General features: G+C 73.0%; 19 protein-coding genes. 11 read left to right on the top strand and 8 right to left on the bottom strand.

Going from position 1 to position 21214, the window contains the following annotated elements:
• Nucleotides 1–22 precede the first annotated feature (22 nt).
• The 5 genes from tatA to ABTY59_RS21175 all read left to right on the top strand — a co-directional run bounded on the left by tatA (nucleotide 23) and on the right by ABTY59_RS21175 (nucleotide 6710).
• Entirely contained in the window at nucleotides 23–304 is a 282-nt protein-coding gene (tatA, locus tag ABTY59_RS21195; RefSeq protein WP_352020550.1) for a Sec-independent protein translocase subunit TatA, read from the top strand.
• Nucleotides 305–364: 60 nt separating this feature from the next.
• Nucleotides 365–1294: a twin-arginine translocase subunit TatC gene (gene tatC, locus ABTY59_RS21190; RefSeq protein WP_502995400.1), complete on the top strand. Its 930-nt coding sequence runs from the start codon at nucleotides 365–367 to the stop codon at nucleotides 1292–1294.
• Nucleotides 1295–1464: 170 nt separating this feature from the next.
• A complete protein-coding gene (locus ABTY59_RS21185; RefSeq protein WP_352020549.1) occupies nucleotides 1465–4293 on the top strand; it encodes a DEAD/DEAH box helicase in 2829 nt (942 codons plus the stop codon).
• 169 nt (nucleotides 4294–4462) lie between these two features.
• Entirely contained in the window at nucleotides 4463–5869 is a 1407-nt protein-coding gene (locus ABTY59_RS21180; protein WP_352020548.1) for a cytochrome P450, read from the top strand.
• 37 nt (nucleotides 5870–5906) lie between these two features.
• Nucleotides 5907–6710, top strand: coding sequence for a methyltransferase domain-containing protein (locus ABTY59_RS21175; protein WP_352020547.1), 804 nt, complete (start codon nucleotides 5907–5909; stop codon nucleotides 6708–6710).
• A gap of 28 nt (nucleotides 6711–6738) precedes the next feature.
• Here ABTY59_RS21175 and ABTY59_RS21170 read toward each other — a convergent pair whose 3' ends face one another.
• Genes ABTY59_RS21170 through ABTY59_RS21160 form a run of 3 tightly spaced genes read right to left on the bottom strand, consistent with a single transcriptional unit; the run spans nucleotide 6739 to nucleotide 9030 of the window.
• Entirely contained in the window at nucleotides 6739–7662 is a 924-nt protein-coding gene (locus tag ABTY59_RS21170; protein WP_352020546.1) for an ADP-ribosylglycohydrolase family protein, read from the bottom strand.
• A gap of 4 nt (nucleotides 7663–7666) precedes the next feature.
• Nucleotides 7667–8119 (bottom strand): ABA4-like family protein, encoded by a 453-nt coding sequence (locus ABTY59_RS21165; protein WP_352020545.1) that lies wholly within the window; start codon nucleotides 8117–8119, stop codon nucleotides 7667–7669.
• The gene (locus tag ABTY59_RS21160) at nucleotides 8116–9030 is read right to left on the bottom strand and encodes a hypothetical protein (protein WP_352020728.1); all 915 of its coding nucleotides are present in this window, start codon (nucleotides 9028–9030) and stop codon (nucleotides 8116–8118) included. Before ABTY59_RS21160 ends, ABTY59_RS21165 begins: the two co-directional genes overlap by 4 nt.
• Nucleotides 9031–9226: 196 nt before the next feature.
• Here ABTY59_RS21160 and ABTY59_RS21155 point away from each other — a divergent pair, with 196 nt between their 5' ends.
• Nucleotides 9227–9880 (top strand): MerR family transcriptional regulator, encoded by a 654-nt coding sequence (locus tag ABTY59_RS21155; RefSeq protein WP_352020544.1) that lies wholly within the window; start codon nucleotides 9227–9229, stop codon nucleotides 9878–9880.
• 40 nt (nucleotides 9881–9920) lie between these two features.
• Here ABTY59_RS21155 and ABTY59_RS21150 read toward each other — a convergent pair whose 3' ends face one another.
• On the bottom strand, nucleotides 9921–10757 hold the full coding sequence (locus ABTY59_RS21150) for a siderophore-interacting protein (RefSeq protein ID WP_352020543.1): 837 nt from the start codon (nucleotides 10755–10757) through the stop codon (nucleotides 9921–9923).
• Nucleotides 10758–10882: 125 nt separating this feature from the next.
• Nucleotides 10883–11788 (bottom strand): 5'-3' exonuclease, encoded by a 906-nt coding sequence (locus tag ABTY59_RS21145; protein ID WP_352020727.1) that lies wholly within the window; start codon nucleotides 11786–11788, stop codon nucleotides 10883–10885.
• Between the two features lie 268 nt (nucleotides 11789–12056).
• Here ABTY59_RS21145 and ABTY59_RS21140 point away from each other — a divergent pair, with 268 nt between their 5' ends.
• From ABTY59_RS21140 to ABTY59_RS21125, 4 genes are all read left to right on the top strand, one after another.
• Entirely contained in the window at nucleotides 12057–13139 is a 1083-nt protein-coding gene (locus ABTY59_RS21140; RefSeq protein ID WP_403541440.1) for a quaternary amine ABC transporter ATP-binding protein, read from the top strand.
• Nucleotides 13132–14940, top strand: a complete 1809-nt coding sequence (locus tag ABTY59_RS21135) for an ABC transporter permease/substrate binding protein (RefSeq protein WP_352020541.1) — start codon at nucleotides 13132–13134, stop codon at nucleotides 14938–14940. The genes ABTY59_RS21140 and ABTY59_RS21135 overlap by 8 nt, the downstream gene beginning before the upstream one ends.
• A 153-nt stretch (nucleotides 14941–15093) precedes the next feature.
• A complete protein-coding gene (locus ABTY59_RS21130) occupies nucleotides 15094–15645 on the top strand; it encodes a helix-turn-helix domain-containing protein (protein WP_352020540.1) in 552 nt (183 codons plus the stop codon).
• The gene (locus ABTY59_RS21125) at nucleotides 15642–16373 is read left to right on the top strand and encodes a helical backbone metal receptor (RefSeq protein ID WP_352020539.1); all 732 of its coding nucleotides are present in this window, start codon (nucleotides 15642–15644) and stop codon (nucleotides 16371–16373) included. Before ABTY59_RS21130 ends, ABTY59_RS21125 begins: the two co-directional genes overlap by 4 nt.
• On the opposite strand, the gene ABTY59_RS21120 is transcribed toward ABTY59_RS21125, so the two are convergent.
• Complete coding sequence (locus tag ABTY59_RS21120) at nucleotides 16300–17460, bottom strand: TDT family transporter (RefSeq protein WP_352020538.1); 1161 nt, start codon at nucleotides 17458–17460, stop codon at nucleotides 16300–16302. The genes ABTY59_RS21125 and ABTY59_RS21120 overlap by 74 nt on opposite strands.
• A gap of 70 nt (nucleotides 17461–17530) precedes the next feature.
• Between ABTY59_RS21120 and ABTY59_RS21115 the strand changes: the two genes are divergently transcribed.
• A complete protein-coding gene (locus ABTY59_RS21115; RefSeq protein WP_352020537.1) occupies nucleotides 17531–18457 on the top strand; it encodes a LysR family transcriptional regulator in 927 nt (308 codons plus the stop codon).
• A gap of 270 nt (nucleotides 18458–18727) precedes the next feature.
• On the opposite strand, the gene ABTY59_RS21110 is transcribed toward ABTY59_RS21115, so the two are convergent.
• Both ABTY59_RS21110 and ABTY59_RS21105 read right to left on the bottom strand, forming a co-directional pair.
• The gene (locus ABTY59_RS21110; protein ID WP_352020536.1) at nucleotides 18728–20356 is read right to left on the bottom strand and encodes an amidohydrolase; all 1629 of its coding nucleotides are present in this window, start codon (nucleotides 20354–20356) and stop codon (nucleotides 18728–18730) included.
• Nucleotides 20357–20456: 100 nt separating this feature from the next.
• A complete protein-coding gene (locus tag ABTY59_RS21105) occupies nucleotides 20457–21152 on the bottom strand; it encodes a TetR/AcrR family transcriptional regulator (RefSeq protein WP_352020535.1) in 696 nt (231 codons plus the stop codon).
• Nucleotides 21153–21214: the final 62 nt, after the last annotated feature.

Below are 21214 nucleotides of genomic sequence, written 5' to 3'. Positions count from 1 at the left end.
TCGGTGAAGAAGGTAAACAGCTATGGGTAGGCTCGGCCCCACCGAGATCATTCTCATCCTCGTCGTCGTCATCCTCCTGTTCGGCGCCAAGAAGCTTCCGGACATGGCGCGCTCCCTGGGCAAGTCGGCTCGCATCCTCAAGAGCGAGGCCAAGGCGATGAAGTCGGACGACCAGCAGTCCGCCCCCGCCGACCCGCCGCACGCCGGCGCGCAGGAGCCCGCTCCGCGCACCATCCAGGCCGCTCCCGGCGACGTGACCAGCGCGCGTCCCGTGACCGAGCCCTCGGACACCACCAAGCGCTGACCCGGTCCGCCGCGGCCGCCGCACCGTGCGGCGGCTTGCCGCACGAGATGAGGACGTGGGTTGCCCAAGTCTGCCCGCAAGCAGGAGAAGGATCCCGAGGGCCGGATGCCCCTCGTGGAGCACCTGCGTGAACTCCGCAACCGACTGGCGAAGGGCCTCCTCGCCATCACGGCGGTGACGATCGTCGCCCTCGTGTACAGCGAGGAGCTGCTCCAGTTCCTGTCGAAGTCGGTGCCCAAATGCCCTCAGGGCGTCACCAGTGACGGCGGCAACTGCGCGGTCGTCACCTTCAACACGCTGATGGCCCCCTTCAGCACCACGATCCAGGTGTCCCTGACGGCGGGCCTCGTGGTCGCGAGCCCGGTCTGGCTCTACCAGCTGTGGGCGTTCGTCGCCCCGGGCCTGCACAGGAAAGAGAAGAAGTACACGTACGCCTTCGTCGGCGCGGCCGTGCCGCTCTTCGGCGCCGGCGCCTACCTCGCGTACCTCATCCTCCCCGTCAGCGTGAAGGTCCTCATCAGCCTCACGCCCAGCGGCTCCGCGAACCTCCTGGCGCTGAACGACGTCCTCGACTTCACCCTGCGCATGGTGCTCGTCTTCGGCCTCGCCTTCGAGCTGCCGCTCGTCCTGGTGATGCTCAACCTGACCGGAGTCCTCTCCGGCCGCCGGATGGCCGGCTGGTGGCGCGGCGTGATCATGGGCGTCTTCGTCTTCGGCGCCGTCATCACCCCGACCACCGACCCGGTCGGCATGCTCGCGCTCGCCGGGCCCATCACCATCCTGTACTTCGGGGCCGTCGGCTTCTCGCTCCTCAACGACCGGCGGCGCAGGCGCGCCAACCCGGACGCCGAACTCGACGACGACGAGGCCTCCTCGCTCGACCTCACCCCGGAGCCCGTGGGCGCCGCGCGCGCCCTGCCCGAACAGGCCACCGGGGAGCACGGCGGAACGAGCGCGCAGCGCCTCAACGGCTACGACGACATCACCTGATCCCGTACGGTCCCCCGGGCGCGGCCCGGGGGACACGCCCCGGCATCCTTCGGGGCTGGTGCCCCGGCACCCTCCGGACACGCCCCGGCACCGCCTGGAATCGGGCCCTCCGCATCCCCTCGATAAAGATCGCGTCACTGTCAGAGGTGGCGGGTAGGCTCGACAACAAGATGACAGAGGACCTCACACCAGCCGAGGCGTACGCGGCCGCCCTCGCCCGCAACGCCGAGCAGCGCACCGCACTGGCGCCCTTCCGCGAGATGTACGACTTCGGTCTGGACCCCTTCCAGATCGAGGCCTGCCAGGCACTCGAAGCGGGCAAGGGCGTGCTCGTCGCCGCGCCCACGGGATCCGGCAAGACCATCGTCGGCGAGTTCGCCGTCCACCTCGCCCTGACCCAGGGCCGCAAGTGCTTCTACACCACCCCCATCAAGGCGCTGTCGAACCAGAAGTACGCCGACCTCGTCAAGCGCTACGGCGCCGACAAGGTCGGCCTCCTCACCGGTGACAACAGCGTCAACGGCGACGCCCCGGTCGTCGTCATGACCACCGAAGTCCTCCGCAACATGCTGTACGCGGGGTCCCAGGCCCTCTCCGGCCTGGGATACGTGGTGATGGACGAGGTCCACTACCTCTCCGACCGCTTCCGCGGCGCGGTCTGGGAGGAAGTGATCATCCACCTCCCCGAATCCGTGACGCTCGTCTCACTCTCCGCGACCGTGTCCAACGCCGAGGAGTTCGGCGACTGGCTCGACACGGTCCGCGGCGACACCGAGGTCATCGTCTCGGAGAGCCGCCCCGTGCCCCTCTGGCAGCACGTCCTCGCCGGACGCCGGATGTACGACCTCTTCGAGGAGGAGACCGACCACGGCGGCCGCGGCGCCTCCCGGCGCGAGGTCAACCCCGACCTCATCCGCCTCGCCCGCACCGAGAACACGCGCACGTACAACCCGCGCGACCGGCGGCGCGGCAAGATGGTCCGCGAGGCAGACCGCGAGCGCGAGCGCCGCCAGCGCTCCAGGATCTGGACCCCCGGCCGCCCCGAGGTCATCGAGCGCCTCGACGCCGAGGGCCTCCTGCCCGCCATCACCTTCATCTTCAGCCGCGCCGGCTGCGAGGCGGCCGTCCAGCAGTGCCTCTACGCCGGACTCCGGCTCAACGACGACGACGCGCGCCTGCGCGTCCGCGAGATCGTCGAGGAGCGCACCGCCGCCATCCCCAGCGAGGACCTCCACGTCCTCGGCTACTACGAATGGCTCGAAGCCCTGGAGCGGGGCATCGCCGCCCACCACGCCGGGATGCTCCCGACCTTCAAGGAGGTCGTCGAGGAACTCTTCGTGCGGGGCCTGGTCAAGGCGGTCTTCGCCACCGAGACCCTCGCCCTCGGCATCAACATGCCCGCGCGCACCGTCATCCTCGAGAAGCTCGTCAAGTGGAACGGCGAGCAGCACGCGGACATCACCCCCGGCGAGTACACCCAGCTCACCGGCCGCGCCGGGCGCCGCGGCATCGACGTCGAGGGCCACGCCGTCGTGCTCTGGCAGCGCGGACTCGACCCCGGTCACCTCGCCGGACTCGCCGGCACGCGCACGTACCCGCTGCGCTCCAGCTTCCGGCCCTCGTACAACATGGCGGTCAACCTCGTCGACCAGTTCGGCCGGCACCGCTCCCGCGAGCTCCTGGAGACCTCCTTCGCGCAGTTCCAGGCCGACCGCTCCGTCGTGGGCATCTCGCGCCAGGTCCAGAAGAACGAGGAGGGGCTCGACGGGTACCGCGAGGGCATGACCTGCCACCTCGGGGACTTCGAGGAGTACGCGCGGCTGCGCCGCGACCTCAAGGACCGCGAGACGGAACTGGCCCGGCAGGGCGCCGCCCAGCGGCGCGCCCAGGCCGCCAGCTCCCTGGAGAAGCTCAAGCCCGGCGACGTCATCCACGTGCCCACCGGCAAGTTCGCGGGCCTCGCCCTCGTCCTCGACCCGGGCATCCCGGCCGGCCGCACCAACGGCCACCGCGGCTTCGAGCACCACGACGGGCCGCGCCCCCTCGTCCTCACCGCCGAGCGGCAGGTCAAGAGGCTCGCCTCGATCGACTTCCCGGTTCCGGTCGAGGCGCTGGAGCGCATGAGGATCCCCAAGTCCTTCAACCCGCGCTCCCCGCAGTCCCGCCGCGACCTCGCCTCCGCCCTGCGGAGCAAGGCCGGGCACATCAACCCCGAGCGTCACCAGCGGCAGCGCTCCGCCGCCGCCGACGACCGCGAGATCGCCCGCCTGCGCACCGAGATCCGCGCGCACCCCTGCCACGGCTGCGACGAGCGCGAGGACCACGCCCGCTGGGCCGAGCGCTACCACCGGCTCCAGCGCGACACCCAGCAGCTGGAGCGGCGCATCGAGGGCCGCACCAACACGATCGCCCGCACCTTCGACCGGATCGTCGCGCTCCTCACCGAGCTGGACTACCTGCGCGGAGACGAGGTCACGGACAACGGCAAGCGGCTCGCCCGGCTCTACGGCGAACTCGACCTGCTGGCGAGCGAGTGCCTCCGCGACCGGGTCTGGGAAGGCCTCACCCCGGCCGAACTCGCTGCCTGCGTCTCGGCGTTGGTCTTCGAGGCGCGTCAGTCCGACGACGCCGTCGCGCCCAAGCTGCCCACGGGCAACGCCAAGGCGGCGCTCGGCGAGATGGTCAGGATCTGGGGCCGTCTCGACGCCCTCGAAGAGGAGTTCAAGATCAACCAGGCGGAGGGCGTCGGCCAGCGCGAGCCCGACCTCGGCTTCGCCTGGGCCGCCTACCAGTGGGCCTCCGACAAGAGCCTCGACGAGGTGCTCCGGGAGGCGGAGATGCCTGCGGGCGACTTCGTCCGCTGGTGCAAGCAGGTGATCGACGTCCTCGGGCAGATCGCCGCGGCGGCTCCCAAGGAGAACAGCACGGTCGCCAAGAACGCCCGCAAGGCGGTGGACGCGCTGCTGCGTGGCGTCGTCGCCTACAGCTCGGTCGGCTGACGGCTCGACAGTTCCTCCCGAAGGGCCCGTGGCGTGTGCGCCACGGGCCCTTCGGCATGCCCCCGACAGGGGTTGTCCACAGGTCCTCGTCCACAGGGGTGGCGCGGGGGCCCGGGCTTCCGCTTGCATGGACTCGGAAGCAGGGGACGCCAGTTGGGGAGGGACGCGCATGACCACGCAGGCCGGTCCGGACGCCGGGACGCGAGACGAAGGGCAGCCCGCGGGCCGGGCACCCGCCCCGGTCTTCGCGGAAGGACCGCGAGGTGTGCCCCTCCTCGGGAACCTGCCGGCCTTCGGCAAGGACCCCCTTGCCTTCTTCGAACAGCTCAGGGAGCGCGGGGACTTCGTCCGCTGGCGCTTCGGCCGCGGGCCGGCCCTCTTCATCGCCCACCCCGAGAGCATCGGCGAACTCCTCACCGAGATCGAGCGCAGCTTCGACCAGCCCGATCTCGGCATCGCCTTCCGGACCCTCCTGGGCAACGGCGTCATCGTCTCCAAGGGAGCCGACTGGCGGCGCAAGCGCTCCCTCGTCCAGCCGTCCGTCCGCCCCAAGCAGGTCCGCTCCTACGCGGCGACGATGGCCGAGTGCGCGGTCGACCTCGCCGACCGCTGGGCCGACGGGCAGCGGGTCGACATCAAGAAGGAGATGGCCGCCCTCACCCAGCTCATCGCCGTCCGCACCATCTTCGGCGTCGACACCGCCGCCGACGCCGAGGCCATCGGGCGGGCGATGGACATCGCGCAGCGGGAGATCGGCGCCGAGTTCAGCGGCATCGGGGCGGTGCTGCCCGACTGGGTCCCCACCCCCGGGCGCGCCCGAATCAAGCGAGCTACGGCCGTCATCGACGCGGAGGTCTCCCGTGTCGTCTCCCGCCACCGCGACGGCGACACGGACCGGCCCGACCTCCTCAGCAGGCTGCTCGCCGCCCGGGACGAGACGGGCGCGCCGCTCTCCGACCAGGAGATCCGCGACGAGACCGTCACGCTGTACATCGGCGGTCACGAGACCACCAGCTCCACCCTCGTCTGGGCCTGGCACCTGCTGTCCCGCAACCCCCGGGTCCGTGACGCGCTCGGCGAGGAGCTCGACCGGGTCCTCGCCGACCACGAGCCCGGATACGAGGACTACGCCTCCCTCACCTACACGCAGGCCGTCATCAAGGAGACCCTCCGGCTCTACCCCACGATCTGGCTCCTCACCGGCATCGCCAAGGAGGGCGCCACCCTGGGCGGCACCCCCGTCCCCGCCGGGACGCGGGTCTGGTCCAGCCAGTGGTCCACCCACCGCGACCCCCGGTGGTACGGGGACCCCGAGGCCTTCCGGCCCGAGCGCTGGCTCACCGGGGAAGACGGCGAACCGGCCGAACAGATACCGGAGTACGCCTGGTTCCCCTTCGGCGGCGGACCCCGCGTCTGCCTGGGCACCCGGTTCGCGCTCGTCGAGGCGGTCCTCGTGCTCGCGGTGCTCGCCCGCCGCTACCACCTGGACCTCACCACCGAGGAGATACGCCCGGTCCCCAGCCTCACCCTCCAGCCGGACCGCGACGTCCTGGCCGTGGTCCACGCCCGGAAGTGACGTCCGGCCGCCCGCGGAGGACGGCTATCGTCGCCGAATGGCTCAGGAAACCGAGAAGTTCGACACCGCGATGGCCACCTGGCAGGAATGGCAGGAAGCCCCCTGGGGCCGTCTCCGCTACACACTTGCCGAGGCGAACCTCATGCGTCACCTCGACGAGGGCACCGGGGTCGGGCCGCTGCGGATCCTCGACCTGGCGGGTGGCGACGGCGGCGACGCGATGCGGCTGGCCGCGCGCGGGCACCACGTCACCGTCGTCGATCTCGCACCGGCCATGCTGGCCGCCGCCGAGGCACGGGCGGCGGAGCGGGGGCTGTCGGAACGAGTGACCTGTGTCCGGGCCGATGTGCGCGCCCTGCCGGTGGACATCGCCACGGGCGGCTTCGACGTGGTGCTGTGTCACAACCTGCTGCAGTACGTGGACGACGTGTCCGGCACCCTGGCGACGGCGCTCTTCCCGCTGGTGGAGGGAGGGCTCTTCTCCGTGATGGCGATCAACCGGCACTCGGCGCCCCTGAACGTCGCCGTCCGGTCGCTGGACCCCGCCGCGGCCCTGGCCGCACTCGACAGCGACCGGCTCCGGAACGAGATGTTCGACTCCGAACTGACCCTCCACGCGGCGGAGGAGATCATCCCGCTCCTCGGGAACCTCGGCTGCCGAGACGTCCGGCACTACGGCATCCGCAGCTTCTGCGACTACCTCACCGACGACGCGCGCAAGTACGACCCGGAGTACTACGCCGACCTCGAACGGCTGGAACTGGCCACGACCGCGCGAGCCCCCTACGTGCACACCGCGCGCCTCTTCCAGCTCACGGCCCGGAAGGGGAAGGCCTCCTGACGGCCCGGTGACCCCGGCGGGTGCACCCCTACCCGACCAGGGACCTGGCGAGGGCCCCCAGGTCCACGGCGCGCAGGACCCGACCGGCGGAACCGGGAAGGGGGACGTGGAGAGGGGCCGTCCAACGCGCGGGGATGGCGCCGGGACCGTACACCGCGCCCGCGAGGGTGCCGGTCACGGCGGCCACGGTGTCAGTGTCGCCGCCGAGGTCGACCGCCGCGGCGAGAGCCTCCTCGAAGGAGTCCGTGGTCCGCAGCGCCCAGATCGCCGAGCCGAGGCAGGGCCAGACGGCCCCGTTGAACTCGGTCGCGTCGTCCGGGCGCCAGCGCGGGTCGAGTACCCTCGCCCACCGTTCCCGGTGTGCCGGGTCCACCTCGGCCAGCGCGGCGGTCACGGCGGCGAGCGGGTCCTCGCCGAGGAGGGCGACCCGGACCAGCTCGTGAAGGATCGCCGTGCCCTCCCAGGCGGCCCCGTCCCCGTGCGTGAGCGCGGCGATCCGGCGAGCGGCGTTCATGGTTTCCGTTCGGCCCCGTGCCGCGAAGTACACCGCGGAGGTCGAGGCCCTCATCAGTGAACCGTTCCCGGCCGCGCGCCCGTTGATCTGGAAGTGCAGCGCGGCGGCCACGTCCCAGGCGTCGCCGCCCAGCAGGACCTGCTCGGTCTGGAGGCCGATGTCCTTGGGATCGGCCGCCGCCCAGCGCCGGAACCGGTCGAAGACGTCCGGCAGGTCGAGGCCGCCCCGTTCGAGGAGTGACTCCCCGAGCAGGACGGCCATCTGTGTGTCGTCCGTCGCCTCGCCCGGATCCCAGCCGCCGCCCCCGCACAACTCCCCGGCTCCGTCCGGGAACCGCTCCCGGAACACGCCCGGCAGGGCGAACTCGAAGGGCGCGCCCAGGGCGTCTCCCACGGCGGAACCCAGTACGGCGCCCACGGCCCGGTCGGTGTTCGGCATCCGGTCAGACTAGGGCGCGCGGTGCCGGCCGGGGGGCCTTTCGGGGCGTCCTGACCGCGCGGGCGATCAGGAACAGGGGCAGGCCGACGGGGGAGAGGAGGATCGTCAGGAGCAGCAGCGGGCCCATCAGGAGGGGTGAGATCGAGAGGCGGCGGGCCTCGCGGTACATCCACTGGCCCAGGAGGAGGTCCCAGGCGATGACCTGGGCCCAGAGCGCGCCGGCGCCGTTCGCGAGGGCGGTGAGTTCGCGGAACGTGTCGATGTCCGGGCTGCTGACCGCCGCCCACAGCTCGGGCAGGACGGGAGCGGCGAGGACGGCCCAGACGGCCAGGATCGGCAGGACGGTCAGCGGGGAGGCCGCGAGCCGCTCCGTGCCCCGCCAGCGCGGCGCGAAGATCATGAGCAGCCAGACCGGTGCCGCGAGGAGGAACGACAGCTCGAAGAGGAAGCCGGTCATGCCGAGGCCTTCCGGGTGAGGGCGGGGGCGGGGGCGCCGGCGGTGCGGAGCGACAGGGCCGTCGCCGCGCCGGTCAGCAGCGCGATCGCTGCCGCGCCGGCGAGCGTCGCGCCGTCCGGTGCCAGGAGTGCCTGGCCGCGCAGGGCCTGCCAGGTCAGCAGGACGAAGGTCGCGGCGTACGCCGCCGAGGCCGTGAGCGTGAGGCGCAGCCGGATCCGTTCGTCCGCCAGGCGTGCCAGCGCGGGGAAGCGGGCGGAGCGCGCGGCGAGGGCGGCCAGGACGATCAGCAGCAGCGGGAGCAGCTGGAGCGCGTGCATGCCGAAGAAGTGGGCGATGCGCAGGTCGCCGCCGGTGGTCGCCCAGCCGGTGAGCGGCATCGACGGGCCGCCGTCCGGGACGCCGACGCTGTGCGCTCCGCTGATCGGCGGGTTCTCGGCCGCCAGCTGCTCGGGCGTCGGACGGACCATCAGGAAGCCGACGGCGGCGCCCGCGAGGGCGATCAGGGAGGAGAGGCGGACGGCCCAGGCCATGGCCCGGTCCAGGATCCTGGCCCGCAGCAGGAGCACGGCGATGACCAGGGCGCCCAGCCACAGCACGGCGACGGTGGCGCCCATGATCTGGAAGACGGCGCCGTCGAAGGGGGTCGCCTGGTTGAAGTGGCTCTGGGTGCCGCGGATCACCTGGAGCGTGATGAGCGCCATCTCGACCACGCTCGCGACGGTGATCACGGTCCCGGCCCACCAGCCGGCCCGCCTGCCCCGGGGGAGCAGCGAGAGCATCCAGGCCAGCGAGAGGCCGTAGGCGATGAACGAGACGGAGAACTTGAAGGGTTTGGTCCAGATCGGCACGCCGACCAGGACCCGGTCGTCGACGAGGATGCCGACGGCGGAGACGAGGGCGAGGAGGCCCATCGAGGCGGAGAACCAGAGCAGCGGGCGGTGCAGCCGCGGACGCGTCGCGGATGAGGTCTGTGGGCTCGACGAAGGCATACGGATCCCCCCGTGGGAAGGTATGGATAGTGGCACTCGCCGCTATCTGATAGCGCCACTATCTATGATGGGGTGTCGGTCGGCAAGGCCGGGGGAGCATGTGGAAGGTGAACACGCGGTGCGCATCGGAGAGTTGAGTCGCAGGACCGGGGTGTCGGTGCCGACGATCAAGTTCTACGTACGGGAAGGACTGCTGCCCGCCGGGGAGCTCACGAGCCCGAACCAGGCCTCGTACGGGGAGACGCACGTGCAGCGGCTCCGCCTGATCCGGGCGCTCCTCGATGTGGGCGGACTGTCCGTGGCGGCGGTCCGCAGCGTGGTCGTGGCGGTCGACGACCCGGAACAGGCGGTGCACAAGGTGCTGGGCGAGGCCACCGGGCCCCTGGTGCCGCGCTACGAGCGGGACCCCGGCGACGGCATCGGCGAGGCCCGCGAGACGGTCGCGGGGCTGATCGCGGCCCGGGGCTGGCACGCCGATCCGTCGAGCCCGGCGGCGGAGGCCCTCGCGGTGGCGATCGTGGCGCTCGACGACCTCGGGCACGGCCGGTTCGTCGAGGTGCTGGACACGTACGCGGACGCGGCGGAGGGGGTCGCGCGGGCCGACCTGGACTACGTGGCACACCATGTGGCGCGCGAGGAGCTGGTGGAGAGCGCGGTCGTCGGCACGGTCCTCGGCGACGCGATCTTCTCCTCGCTGCGCCGCCTGGCCCACATGGACGCCTCGAACAGCACGTTCGGCCGGGCGGCGGGGCGAGGCGGGGACGCGGGATGACGAAGGGGCCCGGGGCTCACGTCGCCCCGGGCCCCTCGGCTCAGTTCTCCTGCTCGCGCTCCACCTGGTCGTTCCACTCGCGCTTGATCGCGCGCCACGCCTCGTCCGACTTGCCCAGGCGCCAGTAGCCCGAGATCGACAGGCGCTCACGCGCCACGTCCCGGTCGAGCCGCAGGTGCCGGCGCAGCTCCTTCACGAAGCCCGCCTCGCCGTGGACGAAGGCGTGCACGTCACCCGCCGGGAACTCCAGCGCCGTGACCGCCTCGACCAGCGCCTCGCCCACCGGGCGGTCGCCCCGGTGCAGCCAGGTCACCTCGATGCCCTTCGCCGTCGCGAGCTTCTGCTCCTCGGCCGCGTCCGGGATCTCGACGAAGACGTGCGCCTCGGCCCCCTCGGGCAGCCGCTCCAGGGCCACCGCGATCGCCGGGAGGGCGCTCTCGTCGCCCACGAGCAGGTGCCAGTCCGCCGCCGGATCCGGCGTGTAGCCGCCGCCGGGGCCGAGGAAGCGCACCGTCTCGCCGGCCTGGGCGCGCGCCGCCCAGGGGCCCGCGAGGCCCTCGTCGCCGTGGACCACGAAGTCGATGGTCAGCTCGTGGTGGACCGGGTCCCAGGCCCGCACGGTGTACGTCCGCGTCGTCGGCCACTGGTCCCGGGGGAACTCCGCCCGGATCCGCTCCATGTCGAAGGGCTCCGGGTAGGCGACGCCCTCCGGGGCGAACAGCAGCTTCACGTAGTGGTCGGTGTATGTGTCCGCCGCGAAGCCGGCGAGCCCGGGGCCGCCCAGCACGACCCGCACCATGTGCGGAGTGATCCGCTCGGTGTGCACCACGCGGGCTTCGGTGGCCTTCGGTGCCTTGCGGGCCGGCTGCTCTGCCACGACGGGCTCTCCTGACTCTGCGTACTTAGGTATGCCTAAGCTAGCATCCCTCGGCGTCGGAGGCCCAGGGGTCACCCGAGTGGCCCCTGGCCGCAGCACCCGGCCCGGCCCCCGGAACCCTCCCGTCAGCGCTCCAGGACCGGCAGCAGCCGGCCCACCGCACCGCCCAGGTTCCACCGCTTCACCAGCGCCTCCAGGGCCGCCGGGTCGCGGGGCGCGGTCGGCAGGGCCGGGGTGAATTCCGGCAGCGGGGCGTCCGAGGCGACCCGCACCACCGTCGGCGCCACGTCCAGATATCCGGCGGCCTCCACGATCCCGCGCCGCTTCGCCGGCGTCAGCCGCGACGTCCGGTCCTCCGCCGCCGCCCGGACGCCCGCCAGGTCGCCGTACTCCGTGATCAGCTGGGCCGCCGTCTTCTCGCCGATGCCCTTCACCCCGGGCAGTCCGTCGCTCGCGTCCCCGCGCAGCGCCGCGAAGTCCGCGTACTGGTCGGGTCGCACCCCGTACTTCGTGCGGATCAGCTCCGCGTCCACCAGGTCGCAGTCGCCGACGCCCTTGCGCGGGTACAGCACGCGGATGCCCCGGGCGTCGTCCACCAGCTGGAACAGGTCACGGTCGCCGGTGACGATGTCCACCGGCCCCTCGGCGCGGCCGGCCAGCGTCCCGATCACGTCGTCCGCCTCGTACCCCGCCGCTCCGACCCGGGCGATGCCCAGCGCCGCGAGGACCTCCTCGATGACCGGGACCTGCGGGGCGAGCGTGTCCGGGACCTCCTCCTCGTCCGGGCCCGTCTCCGTCTCCACGGCCACCCGGTGCGCCTTGTACGAGGGGATCAGGTCCACGCGCCACTGCGGCCGCCAGTCCTCGTCCCAGCAGGCCACCAGGTCGTCGGGGTGGTGGTCCTGGACGAGCCGGGTGATGAAGTCGAGCAGCCCGCGCACGGCGTTCACCGGGGTGCCGTCCGGTGCCCGGACGGAGTCCGGCACGCCGAAGTAGGCGCGGAAGTAGAGGCTGGCGGTGTCGAGGAGCATCAGGCGTCGCGTCACACCCCGATCATGCCGCACCCCACCGACAGGACCTCCGTCCCGCGCGCGGGACCCCCTTCCCCGCCCCTCGCGTGACCCCCGTCACCTTTGCGTTTGCACCCGGTGAAGCCGGGCAGGCGCGAGCCCGGAGCGGAACCCGGTACGGGATTCAACGAAAAATCCCCCGTACGCGACGGGCCCGCGGGCCGATCCCGCCCGCTCCACGGCCGGCCACGCGGGGGTGGTGGGGCCGTTCCTCGTTCCAACCCGTGAGGTGTATGTGTCCAGGCTCCAGGCCGACCACCTGTACAAGGTGTTCGGCAGACGACCCGACGAGGCCGTCCGCCGGCTCGCCGACGGCGCCGACCGTGACGAGCTGCGCGCCGAAGGGACGACCGCCGCGGTCGTCGACGCCGGCTTCACCGTCGACCCCGGCCAGATCTTCGTCGTGATGGGCCTGTCCGGCTCCGGGAAGTCCACCCTGCTGCGCATGCTCAACGGCCTGCTGGAACCCACCGCGGGCCGGGTCCTCTTCGACGGCCACGACCTCACCGCGCTCTCCCCCCGCGAGCTGCGCGAAGTCCGCTCCACCAAGATCAGCATGGTCTTCCAGCACTTCGCGCTCTTCCCGCACCGAAACGTCCTGGAGAACGCCGCCTACGGCCTGGAGGTCCAGGGCGTGCCCCGCGCCGAGCGCGAGACCCGCGCCGCCGAGGCCCTCGCGCTGTGCGGCCTCGCGGGCTGGGAGAAGTCCTGGCCGGACGAGCTCTCCGGCGGCATGCAGCAGCGCGTCGGCCTGGCCCGCGCCCTCGCCACCGACGCCGACCTGCTCCTGATGGACGAGTCCTTCAGCGCGCTCGACCCGCTGATCCGACGCGACATGCAGGACCAGCTCCTCGTGCTCCAGCAGCGCCTGAAGAAGACCATCGTCTTCATCACCCACGACCTCAACGAGGCCATGCGCCTCGGCGACCGGATCGCCGTCATGCGCGACGGCAGGATCGTCCAGCTCGGCACCGCCGAGGACATCCTCGTCCGCCCCGCCGACGACTACGTCGCCTCCTTCATCCAGGACGTCGACCGCTCCCGGGTGCTCACCGCCGCCGCCGTCATGACGGAGTCCGCCGCCCCGGCCGACTGCCCCGAGGACTGCGCCTGCCGGCCCGTCGGACCCGACACGCTCGTCGCCGACCTGTGCGCCGTCGCGGCCCTGGCCCCGCACCCCGTGACCGTCGAGGACACCGACGGCTCCGTCCTCGGAGTCGTACCGACGGAACGCCTCCTCGCCGTCATGGGGGGAATCGGCGCGACGAACGTCCCGTTCCCCACGGCCCAGGAGGTGACCGCCGGTGCCTAGGCTCCCCCTCGGCGAGTGGGTCGACAGCTCCGTCGACTGGCTCCAGGCCCAGTTCTCCTGGCTGTTCGACGCCGTCAGCACCGGCGTCACCGGCCTCTACGACGGCATCGACGCCGTCCTGTCCGCGCCCCAGCCGCTGCTCTTCGCCGGCATCCTCGCCGTCGTCGCCTGGTGGCTGCGCGGCCTCGCCGCCGGCGTCCTCGCCTTCGCGGGCTTCGCGCTCGTGGACTCGGTCCAGCTGTGGGACGAGGCCATGGCGACGCTCTCCCTCGTCCTCGTCGCCACCCTCGTCACCCTGGTGATCGCCGTCCCGCTCGGCATCTGGGCGGCCCGGTCGAAGCACGTGAGCGCCGTCCTGCGGCCCGTCCTCGACTTCATGCAGACGATGCCGGCGATGGTCTACCTCATCCCCGGCATCATCTTCTTCGGCGTCGGCGTGGTCCCCGGCATCATCGCCACCATCGTCTTCGCGCTGCCCCCGGGCGTGCGCATGACCGAACTCGGCATCCGCCAGGTCGACGGCGAACTCGTCGAGGCCGCCGAGGCGTTCGGCACCACCCCGCGCAACACGCTGCTGCGCGTGCAGCTGCCGCTCGCCCTCCCGACGATCATGGCCGGTGTCAACCAGGTCATCATGCTCGGCCTCTCCATGGTCGTCATCGCCGGCATGGTCGGCGGCGGCGGGCTCGGCGGCGCCGTGTACCGCGCCATCGGCAACGTCGACATCGGCCTCGGCTTCGAGGCAGGCGTCTCCATCGTCGTCCTCGCCATGTACCTGGACCGGATGACGGGCGCCCTTGGCCGCCAGGTCTCCCCGCTGGGCCGCCGCGCCGCCGCCAAGGCCCGCGCCGCGCTCGGCGCGAAGCGGCCCGGGGCGAAGCTCTGGGCCCACCGCCCGCAGCCCGTCGCCGCCCTCGTCGGCGTCGTCGTCCTCGCGCTCGTCGCCGGCGGCATGGGCTTCCTCGGCAACGGCGGCGCGACCTCCACCACCGCCTCCGGCGGCGGCGGCCACGGCAAGAAGGTCAGCATCGGCTACATCCCCTGGGACGAGGGCATCGCCTCCACGTACCTCTGGAAGGAGCTCCTGGAGCGCCGCGGCTACGAGGTCGAGACCAAGCAGCTGGAGGCCGGCGCCCTCTACACCGGCCTGGCCGGCGGGCAGCTCGACTTCCAGACCGACTCCTGGCTGCCCGTCACGCACCAGCAGTACTGGGACAAGTACAAGAACAAGCTGGAGGACCTCGGCTCCTGGTACGGCCCCACCTCCCTGGAGCTCTCCGTCCCCTCCTACGTCAAGGGCGTCGACTCGCTCGCCGACCTCAAGGGGAAGGCCGGGCAGTTCAAGGGCCGCATCGTCGGCATCGAGCCCAGCGCCGGAATGATGGGCATCCTCAAGGACAAGGTCCTCAAGGACTACGGCCTGGAGGGCGAGTACAAGGTCGTCGACGGCTCCACGCCCGGCATGCTCGCCGAGCTGAAGCGCGCCTACGAGCGCAAGGAACCCGTCGTCGTCACCCTCTGGTCCCCGCACTGGGCCTACTCCGCCCACGACCTGAAGAAGCTCGACGACCCCAAGGGGTCCTGGGGCAAGGGCGACGGCGTCCACACCCTCGCCCGCAAGGGCTTCGCCGCCGAGAACCCCGAGGTCGGCGCCTGGCTGAAGAACTTCTCGCTGACCGAGAAGCAGCTCACGGACCTGGAGGCCGTCATCCAGGAGACCGGCAAGGGCAAGGAGCAGGAGGCCGTCCGCACCTGGCTCGACCGGAACCCCGGCCTCGCGGAGAGGCTCGCCCCGCAGTAACCCTCCCCGGGCCCTCGGGGGCTCACTGGCCGAAAAGGGGTGGTCGCCGAACGTGATCGGCGACCACCCCTTTTCGGCACGACGCGAAACCCCACCCGAAAGCTGCGTAAGGTTCAGGTAACCGACCGGTACGAGCAGAGGGAGGGAGTCGACATGGACGAGAAGGAAGCGCCCCGCGTGGGCGCGGCCGTCAAGAGGCGCCGCAGAGCGCTCCAGCTGACCCTGGCCGTCGTCGCCACCCGCAGCGGCCTCTCCGTGCCCTTCCTCAGCCAGATCGAGAACGAGCGCGCCCGCCCCAGCCGCCGCTCCCTCGAACTCGTCGCGGAGGCCCTGGAGACCACGGCCGGCGAACTCCTCGCCGCCGCCGAGGCCTCCCGCACCGTCGACGTCGTACGGGCCGGGGAGCGCTCCCCGGGCATGCCCCCGGGCGTCCGGGCGCTCGTCCGCGGCCGTCACCAGCTGCACGCCCTGGAGTTCACGGGCGAGCAGGACGCCGGACGCGAGTTCCAGCACCGCAACGACGAACTCCTGTACGTCGCCGACGGAGCCGCGGAGGTCGAGGCCGAGGGCCGCGCCCACCGTCTCGGCCGCGGCGACACGCTCTACCTCTCCGGCGGCGTACGGCACCGCTGGCGCGCCACCGAACCCGGCACCCGGCTCCTCGTCGTCGCCGTCGCCGAGCACGTCGAGGCCGAGGAACAATGAGCCTCGCGGGTCCGAGGGTCGTCTCCCTCGTGCCGTCCCTCACCGAGGCCGTCGCCGTCACCGCGCCCGGCGTGCTCGTCGGCGCGACCGACTGGTGCAGCCGCCCCGCCGGAATCGACGTCGTCCGCGTCGGCGGCACCAAGAACCCCGACACCGCCGCCATCACCGCGCTCCGACCCGACCTCGTCCTGGCCAACGAGGAGGAGAACCGCGCCCCCGACCTCGCCGCCCTCCGGGCCGCCGGCGTCGACGTCCTCGTCACCGAGATCCGCACACTCGACCAGGCGCTGCGGGAGCTGGAGCGGGTCCTCGCCGCCTGCGGCGCGCCCCGGCGGCCCCGCTGGCTGGCGGAGGCCGAGGCAGCCTGGGCGGCCGTGACCCCGGGGGAGCCGCGCACCGCCGTCGTGCCGATCTGGCGGCGGCCCTGGATGGTCCTCGGCCGCGACACCTTCGCCGGCGACCTGCTCGCCCGCCTCGGCGTCCGGAACCTCTACGCGGACCATGACGAGCGCTATCCGAGGATCCCCCTGGACGAGCTGCGCGCCGCCGCGCCCGACCTCGTCGTCCTGCCCGACGAGCCCTACCGGTTCACCCGGGACGACGGCCCCGAGGCCTTCCCCGGGACCGCCGCCGCCCTCGTCGACGGGCGCATGCTCACCTGGTACGGGCCGTCACTGGCCGAGGCCCCGCGGGCCCTGACCCGGGTCCTGCGAGCAGCACACCGCTGACCAGACCCCGCAGGGTGTGGAAACCGGCCACCAGCCAGGCCGCCACGAGCAGCACGTACAGACCGATCGCGAGCCACCGGAACACGGCCAGACCGGTGTGCTGGGCCAGCCCCTCCGCGCCCGTGACACAGGTGCCGACCGGGAACGTGAACGCCCAGAACGTCATCGCGAAACCCATGCCCTGCCGGCGCGCCCGCAGCACCATCGCCGCGGCGAGCGCCAGCCACAGCAGCGCGAAGCCCGTCACGGGCACCCCGTACAGGACGGCGAAGGCGGCGAAGCCTTCGGCGTACGGGGCGGGCAGCACGCCCGCCGCCGTGTCGGCGAACTTGTTCGCGGCGGTCGTCGACTGGCCCAGCGGGCCCAGGACCAGGAACAGGGTGGGAGTGAGCGCGAGCGGGAGCGGGCCGCCGGTGACGAGGCGCCCGAAGACCAGGGGCAACATGACCAGGGTGGCGAGCAGGCTGACGCCGAACATCGCGTAACAGCCGATCAGCAGGGTCTGCTGGGCCTGCCCGGCGGGCAGATGGGGCACGAGGAGGGGACCGAGCGCGGCGGAGACCATGGGGGCGACGACCGGCAGCAGCCAGACCGGCGAGGCGCTCTCGATCCGGTGGTGCACCACCATCAGGTACGGGACGGCCACCGCGGCCACCAGGCCGATCAGCGTTCCGGCCGTGAACAGGACCGTGTCGAGGGCGACCGCCGCCGGCAGGCCGATCCAGTCCCGCCCCACGATCACCGCCCCGCCGCCGACGGCGAGCAGGGCCATCGACAGACAGCCGTAGAACGGCGCCATCGCCGGGTCCATGAGATGCGCCCGGGCCTGGTCCCGGTGGCGGACCCAGTGCGCGGCGCGCGCGACGACCAGGGTGAGCAGCATCGCGAGGGACAGGACCCAGACGGCGGCGCAGGCCGTACGGAGGCCGGGGACGTCCAGCGGGAGTGCGGCGCCCGCGTTGGCGACGATGGCCGTGCCCATCACGGAGGCGTACCAGTTGGGCCCGAGGTGACGGACGGAACGGGTCGCCCGGGCGCCGGGGGTGGTGGCGCGGAGAGCGGGAAGAGAAGGTGCGAGGCTTGCCATGTCCCGATCGTTTCGCGCCGGAACGGCCCCCACCAGGGACGTTGCGGCTATGAGGCCATAAGCTGCCTTTATGAGCAGTGAGCAGGGCGTGACACCGACCCCCCTCCACCACCGGGTCCCCGACCTCGGGGCGCTGGAGCTGCTCCTCGCCGTCGCCCGGCACGGCAGCCTCGGCGCGGCCGCCCGCGAGGTCGGTGTCACCCAGCCCGCCGCCAGCAGCCGGATCCGCTCCATGGAACGGCAGCTCGGCGTCGCCCTGCTCGACCGCTCGCCGCGCGGCTCCCGACTCACCGACGCCGGAGCCCTCGTCACCGACTGGGCACGGCGGATCGTCGAGGCCGCCGAGGCCTTCGACGCGGGCGCGCAGGCCCTGCGGGGGCGCCGGGACTCCCGGCTGCGGGTGGCCGCGTCCATGACGATCGCCGAGTACCTGCTGCCCGGCTGGCTGATCGCACTGCGCGCCGAGCGGCCCGACACGGCCGTGTCCCTCCAGGCCGGGAACTCGGCCGCCGTCGCGGAACGCCTCTTCGCGGGCGAGGCCGACGTCGGCTTCGTCGAAGGGCTCGCCGTCCCGGACGGCCTCGACGGGGTCGTCGTCGCGCACGACCGGCTCGCGGTCGTCGCCGCGCCCTCCCATCCGTGGGCCCGGCGCCGCAGCCCGCTCGACCCGGCCGAGCTCGCCGCGACCCCGCTGGTCCTGCGCGAACGCGGCTCGGGCACCCGGCAGGTCCTGGACGCCGCGCTCTCCGCGCACGGCGGGCTCGCCCAGCCGCTCCTCGAACTCGCCTCCACCACCGCGGTGAAGGCGGCGGCGGTGAGCGGCGCGGGGCCCGCGGTCCTCAGCGAGCTCGCCATCGCGGAGGAGCTGGCCTCGCGCCGGCTCGTGGCGATCCCGGTGGACGGCGTGCTGCTCCGCCGCGACCTCCGCGCGGTCTGGCCCTCGGGCCACCGCCCGACGGGACCGGCGCGCGACCTGCTGTCGCTCACGCGGGGGTGAGCGCGGCGCTTCCGGCGGCTGGACCCGGACCGACTGCGCACCGTCACTTCGGTGCGGGTCCAGGCCCGGAGCGCGGAAGCGCCGCGAAAGGGCGCCGTCCCCTGTGCCCACCCCTCCCTCCCCCAAGGACTTCGTCCAGGGGGACCCCCCTGCGGGACACCTGCCCACACGGAGGTGGACACCAGCCCACAACGGCGGGGCACGGGCTCACAACTGCGGGACGCGGGCCCGTGACCGCGGAACGCCCGCCCGCGACGGCGTGGCGGTCCGTCAGACGTCCGTCGCGCGGAACGTCACCCGTCCCGACACCGTCGTCAGGCGGACCGGGACGTCCGGGAGTTCCAGGGCCGGCGTCGTCAGCGGGTCCGCCGCCAGGGCCGTCAGGTCGCCGCGGTGGCCGACCGCGAGCCGGCCCGCCGTGTGCTCCTCGCCCGCCGCGTACGCCGGCGCCGTCGTCATGCCCCGCAGCGCCTCCAACGCCGTGAGCGCCTGCTCAGGACCGTGCGGCGCCTGCCCGAGGTCGCGGCTCGGGCGCCGGTGCCGCGCCCCGGCCATCACACCGAGCGGGGGGAACGGCGCGATCGGCCAGTCCGAGCCGAGGACCACCGTCGCGCCCGAGTCCGCCAGGTCCCGGCAGCGCCACGCGCGCGCGGCCCGCTCCTCGCCGAGGCGCCGCGACCAGTTGTCGGTGTGGTCGGCGCGGGTGAAGTCGCAGCAGTGCGTGGGCTGCATCGACGCCAGGACGCCCAGCTCGGCGAAGCGGCGCAGCGTGTCGTCCGGCACCGTCTCGATGTGCTCGACCCGGTGCCGCACCTCGCCCCCGTCGCTCCGCGCCTTCTCGACCGCGTCGAGCACGTGCCGTACGGCCGCGTCGCCGATGGCGTGCGTCGCCGTCGCCACGCCCGCCCGGTGCAGTTCCCCGATGATCCGGGTGTACGCCTCGGGGTCGGGCCAGAACGCGTGCGTGGACTCGCCGTGGCAGTCGGGCCGCTCCAGCCATGCCGTGCCGTTGTCGATCGTCCCGTCCATGAACAGCTTCACGCCGGCGACCCGCCACAGGTCGCCGCCCCTGCCCTGGAGGGCGATCAGCTCCCACACCCCCTGCTCGTCGGTGCCCGGCTGGCACCAGGGTGCCACCCGGAGCCGCAGCGGCAGCTCGCCGGCCGCGTCGAGCTCTCCGTACAGGGCCAGGCTGTCGCCGTTGGCGTCCATCGCGTGCCCGCCGGTGAGCCCCGCCGCCGCCATCGAGCGCAGCGCCGCCCCGAGCCGCTCCCTGCTCTCCTCCCGCGTCGGCCGCGGAGCGACCCGCTCGACCAGTTCGCAGGCGGCGTCCTCCTGGAGCAGTCCGGTGGGGCGCCCGTCGGCGTCGCAGACGACCTCGGCGGAGGCCTGGTCGAAGGTGCGGGGGCCGTCGACCCCGGCGAGTTCGAGGGCCCGCCGGCTGGCCAGGGCCGAGTGGGCGTCGAAGAGGAGCAGGAAGGCGGGCACGCCGTCGAGCACGGCGTCGAACGGCGCGGTGCCGACGGGCAGGTCCCCGAACACGTTCGGGTCCAGTCCCCAGCCGAACAGCCACTGGCCCCGGTCGAGCTTCCGCACCTCGCGCGCCAGGGCCTCCCGGACGTCGTCGACGCCGGCGCAGTACGACAGGTCGAGGCCGTGGGTGAGTTCGGCGCCCGACACGGGGTGCAGATGGCCGTCGACGAAGCCGGGGGTGACGACCCCGCCCCCGAGGTCGACGACGGTGGTCGCCGGTCCGGCCAGCGCCCGGATCTCGCGGTCGTCGCCCAGGGCGGAGATCCGGCCGTCCTCGGCGACGGCGAGCGCGGTCTCCGGCAGGAACGTCCCCGTGCCGGGGTCGAGCAGACGGGCGGAGAGCAGGACGAGTCGGGTGGTGCGCACGAGGTCTCCAGGAGATCGCGGATGGGGGAGGGGGAGTGGGGGCGTGGAGGGGGGAAGGTGTGCCGGCGGGTGACGTGGTGAACCGCCGCCCGCTCCGACGTCAGCGCGCCTCGGCGTCCCGGGTGTCCCCGGGTTCGTCGGCCGGCTCCGCCCACCCCTCCGGCAGCGGTACGTCCGTCAGGGCGCCGGGTGGCAGGCCGAGTTCTCGTTCCGCCGTCGTCACCGCCATGCGCGTCACCGCCTCCGGGAGGTCGCTGCGGTCGGTGTTGGCGTGGGAGCCGAGGCCGTCGAGGACCACCAGGATCTGGATCGCCGCCAGGTGCGGGTCGTCCGTCCGGAACTCGCCGCGCTCGACGCCCTCGCGGATGAGGCCCTCGATGCGCTCGTCGGAGGCGAGTTCCTGCGCGGAGACCCGGTCGCGCAGGACGGGCCGGTAGCGGCTGAGGTGCCGGGCGTTGATCCAGAGGCGGCTGATGTCGTCGTACGCCTCTCCGGCCGAGAGGGCGAAGTAGCGCGCGAGGTACTGCGTGGGGGTCCCGTCGGGCCGCTCGGCGGGCAGCAGCGCGTCCAGCTCGCCGGTGGCGGCGACGCTGAACGCCTCGGCCACCAGATCCTCGGCCGAGGGGAAGTAGTGGCTGATCAGTCCGGGGCGTACGGCGAGCTCGTCGGCGATGCGCCGGAGCGTGACGCACTCCAGGCCCTCGGTCAGGGCGACCCGGGCCGCGGTCTCCACGATCTCCGCCCTGCGGGCTTCGGGAGTTTTCCGGATTCTCTTGCGCTGGACGCTTGACGGCATACCGGCGACACTATTGAGTGTGCGACCAATAAGCAACCAGGTGGGCACCACACGCATCCGGA

Source organism: Streptomyces sp. NPDC096079, assembly GCF_040303145.1.
Taxonomy (GTDB): domain Bacteria; phylum Actinomycetota; class Actinomycetes; order Streptomycetales; family Streptomycetaceae; genus Streptomyces.
The sequence above is the reverse complement of the archived record's forward strand: the minus strand, read 5'-3'. Positions and strand labels throughout refer to the sequence as shown.